Below are 18,404 nucleotides of genomic sequence, written 5' to 3' on the forward strand. Positions count from 1 at the left end.
CAATTAAAATGCAGTGGTTAAACAGAAAAATTGAGTTCTGTAAATTTCCTGATTATTTTTCGGATTTAAAAATCATAATTTCAATCATATGTATTGGTGAAAAAAATCAATGCATCTGTAAACTGCTGATGTATTCTGAGGGAGTAATGCCCTCCATCTGTTTGAATACCCTGTTGAAAGTAGACTGATTTGAAAATCCCGCTTCGGTGTAAATATACATAAGAGTTACCTTCTCAATATCATTTTCAGTAAGCAGTCTTTTCACACACTCAATCCTGTGCATATTCAGATAATTATTGAAATTGGGATATCCCTTTACCCGGATTGATTTTGAGATATAACTGCTGTTGATATCCATTTCTGCAGAAAGTTTTGAAATATTGAAATTAACATCTTTATACAGCTGTTTTTCTCTCATTACAAGCTCAATTTTCTCAAACAACTCATCTGCAAAAGGAGCTTTTTCTGTTACAAGGATTGGCTGAACTTCCGGATTCAGAGCTTTCTCTTTAATTTCATGGTAAATTTCAACTCTTTTTATTTTGTCTTTAAAATAGATCAGAAGGGATATTACGGCTACATTAGAAACCATAAGGATTGTATCTGTAATTCTTACATCATCCTGACTGTGCAGAGGGAAGTTAAAGCTGAAATTTTTTGAAATAAGATAGCCTGCAATAATATTCAATAATACAAATATGCTGTAGATAAAGACGTATTTCCTCTGAAAGAAAACATATGCCGCCAGCGGAATCGGGATAAGCCAGACAAAACTTGCTATAGAATTGTTCCAGAAAGCCAGCATGATATAAAAATTAAAAAGGGTTGCAATGACAATATAGGAATGTACCATTACATTTATTGAATACGTCTTACGTACAATGAGGTAAGTGTAGACCATTAAAAAAAGTCCTCCAAAAAGATACCAGGCCATTATTTTATCCGGGATGATAAAAGTAAATATCAAACCAAATACAGCAAGAATAACAGACATCAGAATGTTGTAATAATACACCAGCTGTTTTTTGTACTGTTCAATTTTTATGTCTTTTGCGGTATTCATTTGTGGTAACAGATAATTTTTAATCATTTCAATTTGCTTTATAACAGTCAAATATCAAAAAATGACTATGATAAAATATTGATTGTTAGTTATTTGTGTTTTGATGAGCCGTTTCCGGGTTTTCATTGATTATTAAGGAATTTGATTTATCCGTGCAGATAACTTTGCACCAGCTAGCTCAACCAAGGTTTATTGATTAACTATCAATTGATCCACATGATTTATTCACCCCTTAATAATTTTAAACAAATATACTAAAATGAAGAAAATAAAATTAACTCTTGCCAGCATAATGATGAGCTTCTCAATAGCGGCATATTCCCAAGTAGGGATCAATACAGATTCCCCTAAAGTAACATTACATGTGGAAGGAAAACCAGATATCGCTACCATTCCTGATGGAGTAATGGCTCCCAGGGTAACGGGCGATCAACTGAAGGCGAAGGATAACGTCTATCTGACTGAGCAGACAGGAGCTTTAGTCTATGTGACCCAAGCTGTGACGATGCCTTCTGTAAAAACGGCAAAGGTAGATAAAGCCGGCTATTATATGTTCAATGGAACCACCTGGAAGTTTGCATTTGGAGGTAAAGACGACGATATTACAATTGGTGATCTAATTTACTATCATGGAAGCATTCCTGCAGGTACCTCCGGAGCGGGTACGTTGGCCAGTACCTATCTCTCTGATCTTCCCGTGCTGGGAGGTTTCTTAAGACTAGACGCTCAATTCAACAGCAGTTCAGCAGGTACAGGGTCAGCCACGACTTTTAATCCACGACTTTATAATGCAGGTACTTCAGACGTGAAAATCTGGGTTTCGGAAATGTCTACCCATACCGGTGATTCTGACAACGGGAATATTAAACTGTCGCCAGGTGCCTACAGACAGTTTGATGACGGAGTTTATCTTACACAGACCCATAATGAGACGGTAACATTTGATATTACCATACAGGAACCGGAGCCAAGATGGTACAGAGTGTATTATGCATTCCGTGTAGACAACAAATCTACAACAGGAAGCAGTGATGCCACTACAACGGATTCCAATACTTCTGATAACACAAGAGAATTGTTTCTATCTGTTCAGAGGTTATATTAACAGAGCATTTTTCTATGATTCTAAAAACACATTGATTCTATAAAAAAATAAACAGATCAACGGGTGAAAACTCTAATGAGATTTGTGTTTTTTCTGGGGCAGGAATAATAGGAGATTCCGGCCCCGTTTTTTAATGCATCATTTCGTAAGCCTTGATCAGTTCTGCAATATTGGCGACATCAAGCTTTTGAAAAATTCTCTTTTTGTAAGTACTCACGGTAGACATCTGGATATTAAGCCTGTTGGCAATTTCAAGATTTCCGTTTCCGTCGGCAAGAAGCTTAAAGATTTCATATTCACGGGATGACAGCTTTTCTACAGGATTGTTTCTTTTGTTTTGGATAATAAGACCAATCAGTTCTGCAGGATAAAAATATCCTTTTTCAATCACTGTTTTCACTGCATTTTTGATTTCTTCCTCACTGCTTTGCTTATTCAGATAACCTTCAGCACCCTCTCTGATATATTGGATGGCGACATCTTTATCATATCCTGAAAAGATAAGAATCTTGAGGTCATTCTGTATATTTTTAAGCTCCGGAATCATTTTTTTATACTGAGTTCCAGGCATATCAATGTCTAGAATAAGTAGGTCATAATGTGAACTGCCAAGCTTTTTTTTCACCTGGTCATAGTTTTCTGCAAAATCTATTTTCAACTCCGGATAAGCAGTTTCAAGAACCAGAGAGGTTCCTGCTCTTACTACATAATGATCATCAGCGATTAAAATTCTTTCATTCATAGAGATTAGTTTTTATTGAGTATTATTTTCACAACCGTTCCTGAAGGTTGGTTTTGGCTGAAACTGATTTCAGCGTTGATCTTTTTCACCAGATGAATGACCATATGCAGACCAAGACCTTTCCCTTTGAAGCTGGGTGTCTCCAGTGTAGGATTTCTGAACAGGTTCATATAAATAGCAATCTGTTCTGCGGACATTCCGATACCTGTATCAGAGATTATGATTGTGGATTTTTGTTGGTTTTCTGTAATATTCAGGCTTATATTTCCTTCAAACGTATTTTTCACAGCATTATCAAGGATATTATGAATAATGGCGGTTAAAATACTTTCGTTTACTTTAGAGTACACAATATGTTCAGTAAGCTGGGTGATTGTTGTTCCCTGCTCTTTGGCAATTTCACAGAATAGCCTGTTTTTGATTTCCAGAATTCTGTTGACAGGATATTCCTTTTCTTCAAAAATATTCTCCGCTTTGTAAAGCTCAGTATATTCTTTTAAATTCAGGGTAAACTGATAAAGCTGTTCCGAAGATTTATAAATACTGTCAAAATATTTCTTCTGAAGTTCCAGATCATCAGACTCATGAAGCCTCTGGGAAAGCATGGCGATAAACCGGATAGGAGTTGTGATGTCGTGGCTGATGGTTTCCACCAGTTTTTTCTGATATTCCGTTTCTTTTTGCAGATTGCTTTTTACCACTTCAAGATGAAGAGAAGTTTCTTTCAGTTCAGAGTTTTTATTACGAACAATTTGCTTTAATGCTTTATTCTTTATTCTTAAAAAGTTGGTAGTCAGCTGAACAATGATAATAATGATAATCAGTATAATCACAGAAACAGACACCCTGAACAATAATGTCTGATAAAAAAGAGGCTGAATGTTGAAGCGGATTGTCTTTATCTCATACTTCCCGTCCGGAGAAATAAGTATTCTTATGCTGAGCGTATATTCACCCGGAGAAAGATTACTGATGGTGTATTTTAATTCGCTTCCTGTTGGGATCTGTTCCCACTCAGTATTTTCCTTTCCCGATATTTTCCCTTCGATATACAGGTTTTCCGGATTAGAAAAATAGGGGATATCAATAAAAACATCCGCAGTTTTATAATCATTCTTGAAATCAAGGGTCTGACGAAAATACTGAGGTTCAGAATTTCCTATTTTTACCCTTTCAATATAAATTTTATTCCTTTCCGGATAATAAGTCCTAATATTGTCCGGGTTGAAAAACACAAATCCGTCCATTGATGGAAATACAAATTCTCCATTCTCCAAAGCGTAAGCATTGGGCTCTGAGCTGCCATTGAATTCATTCGTCAGGAAGCCGTCTCTCTTAGTGAAACGGTAATAAAAGACCGGAGTTTTTCTATTTTCTGCATACTGCAGCAGTTGTTTTTTAGGAACTTTAAAAAGGCCATTGTTGGAAGAAATCCAGTAAGCACCTTTTTGATCTTCAAGCATATAATGAGCCGATTGCAAATAACCATTTCTGTCATTCGGCATCTTGATGAGTTTGTGGTTTTTGAAAAGATAAAATCCATTTTTATTCGTAGTAATCCAGATCAGATTATCCTTTGTTCTGAAAATACTTTTGACATGAATATTTTTGATGATTGGAGTTATTGTATTGCTTCCCAGCATTACCGAATACAAACCGTCACTGTTGCCGGTCAGAATTTCATGGTCACTGTATTGGAAAAAAATATTGACAAAACTTTTAAAATTATAAGTGAAATCCGGATTGGTAAACAGATTTTTTTTATAAAGACGAAGTTGTGTACCCGAAAGATCCGTAAATGTAGTGCCATAAATACTTCCGCTTTTCATAAAAGCTTCGAATCCTTTACCTATGAAAGTTGAGTCCTTCCTTTTATACCCCGAATTTTTGTAATATCTGATAATACTGTTTCTCTTTCTGATCAGAATATTTTCGGAATCGTCATACATCATCAGATAATTGTCATTGCATCCGAACAGGTGTTTATTGACAATACCGTTTTTCCCAAATTCTGTTCCATCCTCTGCGATGATTGTACTGTTACTGAACGGAAGGGAAGCGTAATACACATTGTTGGAAAAATCTGCTTCTTTCTTTGAAATATAAAAATTGGTAAGCTTAAGTACATTAAGCCCGTTGTTAAGTGTTCCCAGATAAAGTTTATTAAAGTCTTTATCAAAAAACATAGAACAGTAAGAGTGATCGCCGATTTCCTCAAACTTAATGAGAAATCTTAAACGGAGATTCTTTTCGTTACCCTCTAAAATATAAATATTATCATGATTGATGATAAAAGTCTGATTGGTAATTTGCTGCCAATAGATTTTGGTGTCCGGATGATTAAAAAGTGTTGGTTCTTCAGAAACAGAAAGCTGTCCTTTATAGATAGAATAGGTTTTCCTTTTCTTCAGATCATTAATAAAAAGAGTGCCATTCAGGACAAAAATATTATTCAGATCCTTATTGGTAAATGGGATTGCTATTCTGGTCTCCTTTTTTCCTTCTTTATAGATGATCGTATTCTTTTCTGTAAAATAATAGGATGCATTCTTAAGCTGTATAAAATACTGAATATCATTATAAAAGCTTGATGTTATAATATTATTGGCAATCCGCTGTACAATAGCATTACCATTGGAAAAAGCCATTTTATCATCCCCCGTAAGATTGGAAAGTTTTGGAAACCTGTTTTTAATAATTATTTTATTCTCCTGGAAATTATTAAGGACCGTAATGCTGTCCAGAAGCGGATCACCAATAAATTCCCCAAAATGAAGATTGTTTACTTTGAAATTATTAAAAGTAATAAATGAACTTCCGTCATATCGTACAAGACCGTTCTCTGTGGAGATCCAGATAAAACCATATTTATCTTTAACAATGGCCTTTGCACTGCTTTGCGGAAGCCCATTGTCTATATTGTACCACGTAGAAGTGTGGCTCTGTCCGTAAATGTTTAAATAGATGCAAGCAAATATAAATGCCCAAACTCTCATAGATGTGCAAAACTGATCTTTGTCTCCTGCACTAGTGCAAGAGACGGTTAATAATAGTGTTTGTACAAGTCAATGTTTTTTTAATGGGCAGGAACGATTGAAAATAAATTTTTATCATTGAAGTTTTCAGGTCTTTTGTGTTTTATATTTTTTGATTGTGTAAAAATAGTGAAATTATGGAGATAAATCAGTATCCCAAAATCTGTTTTGTACAAGTTTTATCCCGGTTTGCTGACGATAGGGTACATAAAATTTTCCAAAACATTATAATATTTCAATAATAAGTGATAAATTTATACTGAATTCATTTTGAAATTCCTTCTACAAATCTCAGTGCTGTACAGAACTTATGATTGGTTTTAGGATTTTGAAAATAATAAATATTTATGCTTTTGTATTTTTTTTAAGAGTTGCTGATAAATAGTTTTTAGTTTTAATTAATTGCTTTTTGTAGTAAAAATTTGACAAAAAGCTGGGGTTAATTCTACATGATATCTTTGCTAGGGCTTATGAATATTCATATTTTTGCAAAAATATTTTCACAACGATTAAAGAAGATTTATTGTATAAATAATGATTCTAAGAACACAAACGGTTTTATCTCAAAAAAACAGAAGAGGCTGCATCAAAAGTAACGCCTCTTTTTTATTTCCGGATTTCAGAAATTTCGTTTTTAAACATACAAAAACCTCCCATAGATACGGGAGGCGAATTAAACTGATTGTATATTGAAGTGTAATTCAATCGTTATTGATGAGTTTCAAGCCACTTTAGCCTGCGCTCATCCGGAAGATGTTTTACGGTAAAGTTCTCAAAAACAGCATTGAAACCCTGTCCGTCAGGGCAGGCGGCCATTAAGCCAACCATTACCGGAGTATTATCCTGAAGAGGTGCATTCCGCATCATGATATAATTTTTATCATCAAAAGAATAAAATATTTCCACAGCATCCAGCCTTCTCACGGCTTTTATCCATACTGCAGGAGGTGTTTTCTCTAATGTTATGACACTCCAGTCACTTTTGTTGTGAGTTACTACAGTACTGAGGTTGTACTTGCCGTCTACAAATTCCACTCCAGCTTTGATGTAATGTTCTTTGTCAGTTCTCAGCATAAGACCCATCTGATCGAATCTGGCCTTGTAACTGCCGGTGATTTTCACTTTTGCTTCAAATTCACCGCCATAAGTGGTGTAATAAAAAGGAGCATCATCCACCGTAAATCCATAATGTGAAACTCTCCAGTAATCGCTCTGCGGCGTCACAAACATCGAAAGGCTGTTATTTTTGATTTCCCATTTTTCAGGCTCATTGAACCAGGTCATTTTTTCCAGGCTCTGGGCAGAAAGCTTTTGAATCAGGAATAGGGCACAAAAGCCTAAAATCAATTTCTTCATTCTCTTTGGATAAATTCTAAGGGTAAATTATTATTTTAGCAAAAGTATTATTAAACCTTATTCGCGTCAATACTGATAAATAACCATTATGGAAATCCGTGAACAGCTCAGCGATAAATTACTCGATAACGCTTCCAGAAAATGCATCCTTGATATAGAAGTCTATAAGCAAAGAGCACTTGCGTACTCTCAGATGGAAGGAGCAATATGTGTACTGAGCGATATGCAGGCGAATAAAAGCTTTATTTATAAATCTGCAGCCGCTGGAGAACTTGGACTCACTATGGGAGAAAATCCCACAGAAATAGATTCTATCTGGGAAGAAGAGATGCTGAAAAAGATCCATCCGGATGACCGTCTGAAGAAATATATCCATGAACTCCGTTTTTTCAAATTAATGGATGCTATGGAAATGGAACAGCGTACAGAATACAGTGTGGTGTCAAAAATCAGGATGAAAGATAAAGATGGCGAGTACCGCTGGGTAAAACACCGTATGTTTTATGTGTATTCGCCTTCCAATGGCAGACTGAGGCTGGCTCTCTGCCTTTACAATATTGCTCTGGCTTCATCTGCGGTTCCTGATTTTATGATTATCAATACAATAAAGGGAGAAGTTGTTGTAAAAGATAAACTTGATTATAAAAATATTCTGAGTCCCAGAGAACTTGAAGTTTTGAAATTTGTGGGAGAGGGCTATGCCAGCAAAGAAATTGCAGATATACTTTTCATAAGTATCAATACTGTCAGCAGACACCGTCAGAATATTCTGGAAAAACTAAAAGTAAAAAATTCTACACAAGCTTTCAAAGATAGTTTTTATTAACTACTTAGCTTTAAATATCCGAAAAGTTCACCATGTTATTTTGTATCTTATGATTAATTTTATACCTTGAATATAGATTAGCAAGAAAAATACATGATGAAAAGAAGTGAAGAAATTACCCGTCAATATTTTACCTTTCTGGACAAGCACATTCAGGAGGTTATTTCCGGAACTGTTCCGGATTTTATGGAGCTGAACGAAATTGCCGGAGAGCTTGCTGTCTCTCATAAACATCTCACTGATACCATTAAAAAAGAAACCGGAGAGCACCCCTGCTATTTTTATGATGGAAAAATTATCGAACAGGCTAAAAAGATGCTCATCAATTCCGATAAATCTATAGCAGAAGTTGCCCGTATTTTTACATATGACCCATCCAATTTTTCAAAATTTTTCAAAAAAATGACCGGTTTTACTCCCGGAAAATTCAGGAATTCCAACAAAATTTAACCTGCTTATTTTATTTCTTTAAAATTGCTGTGGGAGGGAATTTGTGACGATTTTCATCTCTTGGTAGGGATTTAAGCATGCCGGATTTTCCATTATAATGAGTGTTTTAGTGAATAATCATCGGAAAACAGCCTGAAAATAATCTTTTATAAATGAGATGGTTGTAAGGAATAACCGCCTTTTTTTATTATTAATTTATTAATATTTCTTTATTGTTTACTTTTTTTGTTAAATTTAGGTAAGAAAAAACTAATTAATTCAATAGGAAAAAAAAGTTAAAAAGGGACAGATATATAAAATAGTTTGGTTACCAGATAATAAGAATAAATTATTGTGTCTTTAATAATATTTAATCTTATTGCAGGCGTTTAAGCCCTCTAAATAGTTATATATTTGTTTCTTTTAAACCACAACAAACAAGATTAAGGATGAGCATCAATTTCACAACAGCAACTATTAAAGACTTTGAGAATATACCAGATAATAATATGGCTCAAAGGGCTGAAATTTTTTATGAATATTTAGACTACGTAAAGTCTAATGGACACATGAATTACAGACTGAAGAATACTTCAGGAACCAATGCGATACTGAATGTAAATATTGCAAACCAAAACAGAGAATTTGTTAGTTTTGTATCAAGTGATTATTTAGGATTTACGCAGCATCCAAAAGTAAAACAAGCTGCTATTGAAGGAATCGAAAAATATGGTACAGGTACAGGAGCTACTCCTCTCATCGGGGGATATTTTGATTACCATAATGCTTTAGAAAAAAGAATTTCAAGTTTTTTTAAAAGAACAGAAGATGAAGCCGTAGTATTTACTACCGGTTATACTGCTAATAGTGCGAGTTTACAGTGTTTAATGCAGAAAGAAGATCTTGCTATTTTAGACATGGCAGTACATGCCAGTGTACATGAAGGATGCGCTTTTACCAATAAAAAAACTTTTCCGCACAATAATTTGGAATCTTTGGAACACATTTTGAAGGTATCTGAAAATCTGTACCGTACGAAACTCGTTATTGTGGACGGAGTGTATTCCCAGGATGGTGATACCTCCCGTATTAATGAGATCTACAATCTTGTGAAAAAGTATAATGCCTTTCTAATGGTAGACGATGTACATGGCGTTGGTATCCTTGGAGAAACAGGCAGAGGTACTTTGGAACAGGCTGGTTTATTAGATAAAGTAGACATCATCACCGGAACATTCAGTAAAACGTTTGGAAACCTTGGTGGATATGTCATTGCCGATAAAAAATTGGCTGCATTTATCAGATTCCATTCCCGTCAGCAGATTTTCTCAGCAACAGCTCCACCATCATCCGCAGGAATTGTTAAAGCCATTGATTTAATAGATGAAGAACCTATCTGGAGAGAAAAACTCTGGAGCAATATCAATTATTTCAAAAAAGGACTTGATGATCTTGGATTGGATACCGGAGTTACCTGTTCCGCAATTATTCCAGTGAAAATAGGAGATCCCTATGTAACAGGTGAAGCAGGAAAACTACTAATAGAAAAAGGAATCTACACCAACCCGATTCTTTATCCGGCTGTACCAAGAAAAGATGCGCGTATCAGGATGAGTGTAACTGCAAGACACGAAAAAGAACATCTCGACAAAACGCTTAACGCGTTTGATGATATTAATAAAAAATTGCATATTGCAAAAAAATAATAATTATGCCTAGAAAAGTAGTGCAGGGCCCCATTAGGGACAAAGAAAAAACAAAGCAAAAACTGCTTGCTGCAGTTGGTAAAATTTTAAGAGTAAAAGGATACTCCGGACTAAAAGTAAGTAAAATTGCCGCAGTGGCCGGATTTGATAAAAAATTGATCTATGAGTACTTTGGAAGTACTGATAAACTGATTGATGAATATATCAAATCTCAGGATTACTGGAGCCAGGTCAACCAGGACGTTGATATGGATTTCTCTGACGGTGGACACGAACTTACTAAAATGGTTGTACTCAACCAGTTCGAAAACCTGAAGAAGAATAAAGAACTTCAGAAGATTATCCTGTGGGAGCTTTCAGAAAGTAAACCTATTCTTAAGAAATTAGTTGAACAACGTGAAGAGGTAGGAGAAGTTTTATTTGGGAATATCTCAGATCCTTATTTTGGTGAAGGGGTAGCTACAAGACACAGGGCAATTATGGCTTTGATTGTTTCCGGGGCTTACTATCTTAACCTTTATACAGGATATAACGCAAACAAGTTCTGCGGTATTGACCTGAAAACTGAAGAAGGTAGAAAAGAGATTGAAAGTGCTATTGTTGAGTTGATTGACTTTGCATACAGCAAAAAAAAGTAGGGATTAAAAGTTTTCCGATTTAAACAGAAATACGTTTTTTGTTGATATTTGAAAACTTTTAATTTTCAAATTAAAACTATATTTCTTATTTTTGACCAATGGAAAATTTTATAGTATCTGCAAGAAAATATCGTCCTCAGGAGTTTGATACGGTTGTAGGGCAATCCCATATTACGGATACTTTAGAACATGCAATTGAAGAAAGTCAATTAGCTCAGGCATTACTTTTTTGTGGTCCTCGTGGTGTGGGTAAAACTACTTGTGCCAGAATTCTTGCAAGAAAAATCAATGAGAAAGATGGCTCGGTTTCAGAAGATGGCTTTGCTTATAATATCTATGAGCTGGATGCTGCATCCAATAACTCTGTAGATGATATCAGGGAACTGATAGATCAGGTAAGATTTGCACCTCAGGTTGGTAAATACAAAGTATATATCATAGATGAGGTCCATATGCTGTCTTCTGCCGCTTTCAATGCTTTCCTTAAAACACTGGAAGAGCCACCTGCCCATGCCATCTTTATTCTGGCAACAACGGAGAAACATAAAATTATTCCAACAATTTTATCCCGTTGTCAGATCTATGACTTCAAGAGAATTGTCATTGAAGATATCCAGAATCATCTGAGAAATATTGCTCAAAAAGAAAATATCCAGTATGAAGATGATGCATTGTACCTGATTGCTCAGAAAGCTGACGGGGCACTAAGAGATGCGCTTTCTATCTTCGACAGGCTTTCTACATTCTCCCAGAAAAATATTACGCTGGCAAAAGCAGCCGAAGTACTGAATATTCTGGATTACGATCAATACCTCAATATTGTAGATCTTGCCAAGGAAAACAAAATTCCTGAAGTGCTTTTTGCGTTCAATGAAATTGTAAAAAAAGGATTTGATCCCCATATTTTTATTGCCGGATTAGGAAATCATTTCAGAGACCTGATGATGGCGCAGAATGCTTCTACGATCGACCTCATTGAAGTAGGAGAGAAGACGAAATCCAAATTTATAGAACAGGGACAGAAGTGGGCTGCCCAGCAGCTGATTGATGGCATTGAAATCTGCAACCATGCAGATATTAATTATAAGAATTCCAAAAACCCAAGACTTACGGTTGAAATTGCATTAATGCAGCTTGCTTCACTGACAGCTAATTTAGGCGATACTAAAAAAAAAAGTTCCTGATTCTGGCTCCGTTTCTTAGTGAGAAACAGGAGGTGAAGATACCGGAAAAAACTCCGGAGAAAAAAGAAGTTAAAGCAGAACAAAAGCCTGCTGCTTTGGAACAAGTTGAGGAAACTTTAGTAACAAAAACAACCAGGCCATTATCAAGACCGGGAATTTCTTCCGGTTTCAGCATCAATTCTTTCCTGAATAAAGAAGATAAAGTGGAAACAACAGAAGATGTTGTTGTGAAAACTGAACATCTTCCTCAAAACCATTTTACAGATACAGATCTGCAGATGGAATGGAAAATTATGCTTAAACAGCTTCAGGTAAAAAATAACTTTGTATTTAACGCAGTAAAAACATTCAAACTGGAAAAAGCTGCAGAAAATAAAATCAAAGTTTTATTCCCTTCAGATTCTGCCAAAGTAGAATTTGATAAAATAAGCGGAGAATTTTTTAATCATTTTAAAAGAAAAATTCAAAACCATAGAATTGAGGTAGAATACGTCAGAGACGTTGAAAACCTGAAGATTGAAGTGGTGACCAAGAGGAAAATGTTTGAAAAAATGATCGAAAAAAATCCACTTTTAAAAGATCTTGATGATTTAATGAAGTTTGATTTGACATAATTTTTATATATTTGTCAGATATTTCTGTTGAAAATACGTTTTCAACAAGAACAAATTACAACCAGAAACGCTAAAACAAAGACATTTCCAGAATAAAATGGAAAAACTGACTAACACATATCTGTCTTTTTTTGCACCCGCTAATTACTTTTTTAGCGGTTATTTTAGTTTTTCTGCTTCTTATTATAGAAATTTCAGAACGTATTACCGATTTTATTGGTACTGTTAACTGAATTTCTTTCCAAAAAATACAGGAGAAGTAGAGCCCTATTATTTTCCTGATTCCTTTAAAAATTTTTGAACGGCATTTTTTGAAAAGAATTATAAATTAAATTTTATAATCCAAAGGGCTATTGCTGTCAACGAAAAAATTATATAAAAAAACAATAAAATTTAGAATATGAATTTAAATGATTTGAAAAATGAGTGGATCGATGGGCTTACACAGCCACTAATGATCGCGGGACCATGTAGCGCAGAAAGTGAAGCTCAGATGCTTGAAACCGCCAGGAGAATTAAAGAATCCAATGCCAATGTATCGGTTTTCCGTGCGGGAATCTGGAAGCCTCGTACCAAACCAAACGGTTTTGAAGGAGTAGGAGTAATCGGTTTGAACTGGCTAAAAAAAGTAAAAGAAGAGTATGGTTTTAAAACAGCTACTGAGGTAGCCAATGCACACCATGTATTTGCAGCTCTGGAAGCAGATGTAGATGTTCTTTGGATTGGAGCACGTTCTACAGTAAACCCATTTACAGTACAGGAAATTGCAATGGCTTTAAGAGGAACAGATAAACCTGTATTCGTGAAAAACCCTGTGAATCCGGATCTTGCATTATGGATTGGAGCGTTGGAAAGACTTTTAGGTCAGGATATTAAAAACCTGGGAGTAATTCACAGAGGATTTTCAACATACCAGAAAACAAAATACAGAAACAACCCGAACTGGCAGATTGCCCTTGATTTCAAAAGCCAGTTTCCAAATATTCCAATGTTGATTGACCCATCACACATCTGCGGAAACAGAACCGGTCTTGCTGATATTACACAGGAAGCTCTTAACGTAGGATACCAGGGTGCTATCATTGAATCACACTGTAATCCTGATGAAGCCTGGAGTGATGCTTCTCAGCAGATTACTCCTGAAGTTCTTGCAGACCTTATTGGTAATCTGAAAGTAAGAAGCTCTAATCTTGCAGGATTTGAAGGAGAAATGGGAAGACACAGAACTTTGATCTCGGATCTTGACTTCCAGTTAATAGAACTTCTTTCTCAAAGAATGAAAATTTCTGAAAAGATCGGTAAACTTAAAAAGGAAAATGACATCGCGATTTTCCAGCCTGAACGTTGGAAAGTAATCACGGAATATGCTAATCAAAAAGCAAAAGAAACCGGAATGTCTCAGGAATTTATTGAAAAAGTCTTCAAAGCAATTCACGAAGAATCTATTGAAGTTCAGAACAGCATTATGATCGATAAGAGATAAACAGCAGATAAACGGGTAAGGGGATTAGGGTTTAGGATAAGTAGAATTGATTTAATTCCTGAAAACAATTACCTATTTACGGCAAAAAATATTTATTAGGGCTTAGACCTCAGGATTTAGAAGAATTGAAACATGTGTTTTTAACCTATTTCCTGAATGCTAAGCCCTAATTCCTTATATTTGCACCAGTATTATCTATGAAAGGAAAAATCATTAAATCTACAGGCAGCTGGTACCAGGTTTTGGAATTGGAAACAAATAAAATTTTCGAGGCCAGAATCAGGGGGAAATTCAAATTAATAAAAACAAGGCTTACCAATCCACTTGCTGTAGGAGATTTTGTTGAGTTTCAACTGGAACAGGATGATATTGCCTGGATCACGAAAATTGAGCCACGCTCCAATTATCTGATCAGAAAATCAGTAAACCTTTCAAAAGAAGCCCATATTATCGCTTCCAATATTAATTTAGCGTGCTTTATCTTTACCCTGAAACATCCTGAAACATCTTTAGGATTTCTTGACAGATTTTTGGCATGCTGTGAAGCCTATAATATTACTCCTTTGATTCTTTTTAATAAGATTGATGTTCTCCAGGGGGAAGAAATAGAAATTGTGAAAGATATCGAGTTTCTCTACCAGGAAATTGGATATAACACATTGGAAATTTCATCTTATTCAAGACTGAATCTAGATCAGTTGCAGGAAATCCTTAAAGATAGAACTTCAGTGTTCTTCGGACACTCCGGTTGTGGGAAATCTACTTTAGTAAATGCTTTGCAGCCAGGACTGAATTTGAAAACATCTGAAATTTCAGACACCCATCTGAAAGGAAAGCATACAACAACTTTTGCACAGATGCACTTCTGGGATTTTGGCGGAAATGTTATCGACACCCCTGGAGTTCGTGAATTTGCAATGATCGATATTGAAAAAGAAGAAGTACAGCATTACTTCCCTGAGATTTTCAAAAAGAGAGAAGAGTGCAAATTTCACAATTGCCTTCACATTAATGAGCCGAAATGTGCTGTTCTTGATGCCCTTGAAACAGGCGAAATACAACATTCGCGCTATTCTACGTACATTAAATTGATGGATGAGGCGGAAGAAGCTTCTCAGAAATAACCATATCAATTTCTATACTATTATAACCACTGCAGATTAATTCGGACAATCTGTACAGATTCTATTGCTGTCATTTTAGTATAATATTTCTCAAATATTATTTTTTAATGTTCAAATTTAACATTCTTACTAATGGTCTGTTTTTTTTGATTTGTTTTTTATAAATTTTAACGAAAAAAATCTCTTTTTTATATAACTCTACTTTTTGGCACAACAAATTTGGCAGATAACTCCACTTTTGACATATTTTAGTTTAGCGAGAAAATAATATTCTGGAAAATCCGATTGTTTTAATAATTGAAATAAAAGCAATAATACTATTAAATTTACTTTTATTTAGCTATTTAAAATGTTGAATTGATAAAAAATGGCATTGTTTTTTGAAAATAAAAAACCCAGCCGAAGCTGGGTAAAAACTAATAACCATGAAAACTCAAATTAAACATGAGAATCGCAGTAGAATAAACAATTACTGTGCCAAAGATTGGTTCATAATTTCTTAATAAAAGTTATTTTTATGTTAAAAAAAAATTAAAATAAAAATCAAAGATATTTTTTGTAATTTTGCGCCATTAAAAAAATATACATTTATGTCTAACATTACATTCACTATGATTAAGCCTGATGCAGTTGCTGACGGACATATCGGTGCTATATTGGGTAAGATTGCTGAAGGAGGTTTTAAAATCAAAGCTTTAAAATTAACTCAGCTTACAGTTGCTGATGCAAAAAAATTCTATGAAGTACACGCTGAAAGACCATTTTATGGTGAGTTGGTAGAATTCATGAGCTCTGGTCCTATCGTGGCTGCAGTTTTAGAAAAAGATAATGCAGTTGAAGACTTCAGAACATTAATTGGTGCTACTAACCCTGCAGAAGCTGCAGAAGGTACAATCAGAAAAATGTTTGCAAGAAGCATCGGAGAAAATGCTGTTCACGGTTCAGATTCTAACGAGAATGCATTAATCGAAGCTCAGTTCCATTTTTCAGGAAGAGAGATTTTCTAAGAAATCATCTTACAAAATAAAAGATCCGGAGAGAATTCTCCGGATTTTGTTTTTTATGATATTCAACGCTTATTAAAGATTGTTTTCAATAGCACCCACATTTTCTCTGTAAAGTTCAATAGGCTTATTGAGTAAAACAGCAATGACAGTCATCTGCTTATCCAGCTTTTCCTTTGGAATATCAATATAAATAATTCCCGGTCTGTCACTCCAGTAAAGTTTATTATATATCGTATGTGACAGCATAGTGCCTTCGCCTACCACTCTTATTCTGGCAATTCCGTTTTTTATTCCTTTTAAGGCAATTGGGCCTGTAGGGGTTCCTTCCACAAAAAGATAAAGTGTCTGTTTATCTTTTGACAATGCACTTATTCCTGAATAGTGGCCATCTGGTAATCCTTTTTCAGTTTCATAAAGTGCCTCCGCATGCTTACTTATCCATTGCAGAGTTTCCTGATTGGTGTTGGGTGTTGTCTTGATTTTCATATCGAGACCATCACTGGTCAGCCCTGAAGAGGTCGGCAGATTATAACCATTATATAGTGTATTGGCTATAGTATAGGCCGCTTCCTGTGTGTTTTTATTACCCATGATTTCAGCGAGAGAGTGATTTTCCTTTTTAAAATCTTTCAGAAATACAGGCGGAGTATCAAAAGTAAGTTCTACAACGGTGACGTCTTTATCAAATTTCACATTGGAAAAATTCAATGTGAGTGTTTTTTCAGCGTTGTAATCTGTTTTGATAATAGCTGAAGGATCTCCTATTATTTTTGCTGAAGCAGGTTTTGTTTCCAATCCATAAATCTTTGCGAAGTTTTTGGCTTCCTCCAGGTAAAGGAATAAGGATTTTTTTGAGGTAGATAAAGAAGATTTTCCTTTATAATTTTCAAAAGGAATTCCACGGGTTGTTTCATAAATGGCGTGCTGGTTTTTAGAGGTCCATCGGCCAAGGTTTTTCAGAATTTCCACTTGCTCCTCGGGAATTGTACCATCTGATCTGGGTCCGATATCAAGCAGAAGATTTCCTCCCATACTGATAACATCTGCCAGCGTTCTTACGATCATATTAGGTGTTTTATAGCTTTTATCATAAGGCTGATATCCCCAGGAATCATTCATGGTATAACAAAGCTCCCAGTATGGATTTTGTGGTGGAACGACCGGAATTCCCTGTTCAGGAGTGTCATAATCCCCATGATTGTTGAGCCTTGAATTGATGATGATATTTGAATTGTATTTCTTGAGCAGATCCAGAGTCTGAGAAGCTTTCCATTCCTCAGAAGTATGTTCCCAGTCTCCATCAAACCAAAGAAGGTCAGGGGAGTACTGAGAGGAAAGTTCATTAAGCTGGCTTTGATAGTAACTGATGAAATTCTGCCATCGTTTCGGATCGTTTTTTATTTCGTATCGCTTTTTTGTCCGCGTATTGATATCATAATAGGGATGGCTCCAATCCGGCAAGGAGAAGTAAAGCCCTGTTTTTAATCCGGAATTTTTCAAAGCAGAAATAAAAGGACTTAGAACATCTTTTTTGGCCAAAGACTGTCCGGGAATCGTGATCGCTTTTTCAGCCTTAGAGTTCCACAATGAAACCCCGTCATGATGTTTGGTCGTAATAACAGCGTATTTTGCTCCGGATTCTTTAATAAGGTTTACCCACTGTTCAGGCTGATATTTTGAAGCTGAAAAACCATTCAGCTGTTTCATGTAATTTTCGTGATTGATATAATTGTTGAAAAATGACCATGATTCAGATATTCCATTTACGGAGTAGATTCCCCAATGAATAAAAATACCCAGTTTGGCATTTTTAAACCATTCCATTTTCTTGCTGTTGTCAACTGTTTGAACCTGTGCATTGGTATTATAAGCAGATAACACCAACCCAAGGAAAACAGCTTTAATCAGGCTGCTTTTCATATATAGTTTTATTTTACCATTAAATATAAATAAAGAAAGCATTACCGCAATAATATCTTGAGATTTACTCATAATTATTATCAGAGCGTCTCCTTTATTATTGTATTTTTATGATTTAAACTAAAAATTAAAATAAAACCATCTCCATATAATTTGAACTTAAAATAAAAGG

General features: G+C 35.2%; 15 protein-coding genes. 10 read left to right on the forward strand and 5 right to left on the reverse strand.

Annotated elements, in window-relative coordinates:
- Positions 1 to 106: 106 nt before the first annotated feature.
- Positions 107 to 1,090, reverse strand: coding sequence for a helix-turn-helix domain-containing protein (locus ACTJIP_RS09865; RefSeq protein ID WP_428168157.1), 984 nt, complete (start codon positions 1,088 to 1,090; stop codon positions 107 to 109).
- A 232-nt stretch (positions 1,091 to 1,322) separates the two neighbouring features.
- Here ACTJIP_RS09865 and ACTJIP_RS09870 point away from each other — a divergent pair, with 232 nt between their 5' ends.
- A complete protein-coding gene (locus ACTJIP_RS09870; RefSeq protein WP_077414544.1) occupies positions 1,323 to 2,168 on the forward strand; it encodes a hypothetical protein in 846 nt (281 codons plus the stop codon).
- A gap of 130 nt (positions 2,169 to 2,298) precedes the next feature.
- Here the strand turns inward: ACTJIP_RS09870 and ACTJIP_RS09875 are convergent, their stop codons facing one another.
- The 3 genes from ACTJIP_RS09875 to ACTJIP_RS09885 all read right to left on the reverse strand — a co-directional run bounded on the left by ACTJIP_RS09875 (position 2,299) and on the right by ACTJIP_RS09885 (position 7,301).
- On the reverse strand, positions 2,299 to 2,910 hold the full coding sequence (locus tag ACTJIP_RS09875) for a response regulator (protein WP_077414542.1): 612 nt from the start codon (positions 2,908 to 2,910) through the stop codon (positions 2,299 to 2,301).
- 5 nt (positions 2,911 to 2,915) lie between these two features.
- Complete coding sequence (locus ACTJIP_RS09880) at positions 2,916 to 5,906, reverse strand: sensor histidine kinase (protein WP_180565693.1); 2,991 nt, start codon at positions 5,904 to 5,906, stop codon at positions 2,916 to 2,918.
- A gap of 747 nt (positions 5,907 to 6,653) precedes the next feature.
- Positions 6,654 to 7,301: a DUF1349 domain-containing protein gene (locus ACTJIP_RS09885; protein WP_077414538.1), complete on the reverse strand. Its 648-nt coding sequence runs from the start codon at positions 7,299 to 7,301 to the stop codon at positions 6,654 to 6,656.
- Positions 7,302 to 7,389: 88 nt separating this feature from the next.
- On the opposite strand from ACTJIP_RS09885, the gene ACTJIP_RS09890 reads away from it, so the two are divergent.
- From ACTJIP_RS09890 to ACTJIP_RS09930, 9 genes are all read left to right on the forward strand, one after another.
- Positions 7,390 to 8,127 (forward strand): LuxR C-terminal-related transcriptional regulator, encoded by a 738-nt coding sequence (locus ACTJIP_RS09890; protein WP_180565694.1) that lies wholly within the window; start codon positions 7,390 to 7,392, stop codon positions 8,125 to 8,127.
- 93 nt (positions 8,128 to 8,220) lie between these two features.
- Complete coding sequence (locus ACTJIP_RS09895) at positions 8,221 to 8,577, forward strand: helix-turn-helix domain-containing protein (protein ID WP_077414534.1); 357 nt, start codon at positions 8,221 to 8,223, stop codon at positions 8,575 to 8,577.
- Between the two features lie 428 nt (positions 8,578 to 9,005).
- The gene (locus ACTJIP_RS09900; protein WP_077414532.1) at positions 9,006 to 10,262 is read left to right on the forward strand and encodes an aminotransferase class I/II-fold pyridoxal phosphate-dependent enzyme; all 1,257 of its coding nucleotides are present in this window, start codon (positions 9,006 to 9,008) and stop codon (positions 10,260 to 10,262) included.
- Positions 10,263 to 10,267: 5 nt separating this feature from the next.
- Positions 10,268 to 10,900: a TetR/AcrR family transcriptional regulator gene (locus ACTJIP_RS09905; protein WP_077414530.1), complete on the forward strand. Its 633-nt coding sequence runs from the start codon at positions 10,268 to 10,270 to the stop codon at positions 10,898 to 10,900.
- A 98-nt stretch (positions 10,901 to 10,998) separates the two neighbouring features.
- Positions 10,999 to 12,084 carry a DNA polymerase III subunit gamma/tau gene (gene dnaX / locus ACTJIP_RS09910; protein WP_180565695.1) on the forward strand — a complete coding sequence of 362 codons (1,086 nt, stop codon included), beginning with the start codon at positions 10,999 to 11,001 and terminating at the stop codon, positions 12,082 to 12,084.
- A gap of 32 nt (positions 12,085 to 12,116) precedes the next feature.
- Entirely contained in the window at positions 12,117 to 12,698 is a 582-nt protein-coding gene (locus ACTJIP_RS09915) for a hypothetical protein (protein ID WP_228408684.1), read from the forward strand.
- A gap of 400 nt (positions 12,699 to 13,098) precedes the next feature.
- The gene (locus tag ACTJIP_RS09920; protein ID WP_047384411.1) at positions 13,099 to 14,181 is read left to right on the forward strand and encodes a chorismate mutase; all 1,083 of its coding nucleotides are present in this window, start codon (positions 13,099 to 13,101) and stop codon (positions 14,179 to 14,181) included.
- Positions 14,182 to 14,378: 197 nt separating this feature from the next.
- On the forward strand, positions 14,379 to 15,305 hold the full coding sequence (rsgA, locus tag ACTJIP_RS09925) for a ribosome small subunit-dependent GTPase A (RefSeq protein WP_426483147.1): 927 nt from the start codon (positions 14,379 to 14,381) through the stop codon (positions 15,303 to 15,305).
- A 590-nt stretch (positions 15,306 to 15,895) separates the two neighbouring features.
- Positions 15,896 to 16,312, forward strand: coding sequence for a nucleoside-diphosphate kinase (locus tag ACTJIP_RS09930; protein ID WP_076355787.1), 417 nt, complete (start codon positions 15,896 to 15,898; stop codon positions 16,310 to 16,312).
- A gap of 72 nt (positions 16,313 to 16,384) precedes the next feature.
- On the opposite strand, the gene ACTJIP_RS09935 is transcribed toward ACTJIP_RS09930, so the two are convergent.
- Positions 16,385 to 18,304, reverse strand: a complete 1,920-nt coding sequence (locus tag ACTJIP_RS09935; RefSeq protein ID WP_440704506.1) for an alpha-L-fucosidase — start codon at positions 18,302 to 18,304, stop codon at positions 16,385 to 16,387.
- Positions 18,305 to 18,404: the final 100 nt, after the last annotated feature.

Source organism: Chryseobacterium sp. 22543, from assembly GCF_052044565.1.
GTDB lineage: Bacteria > Bacteroidota > Bacteroidia > Flavobacteriales > Weeksellaceae > Chryseobacterium.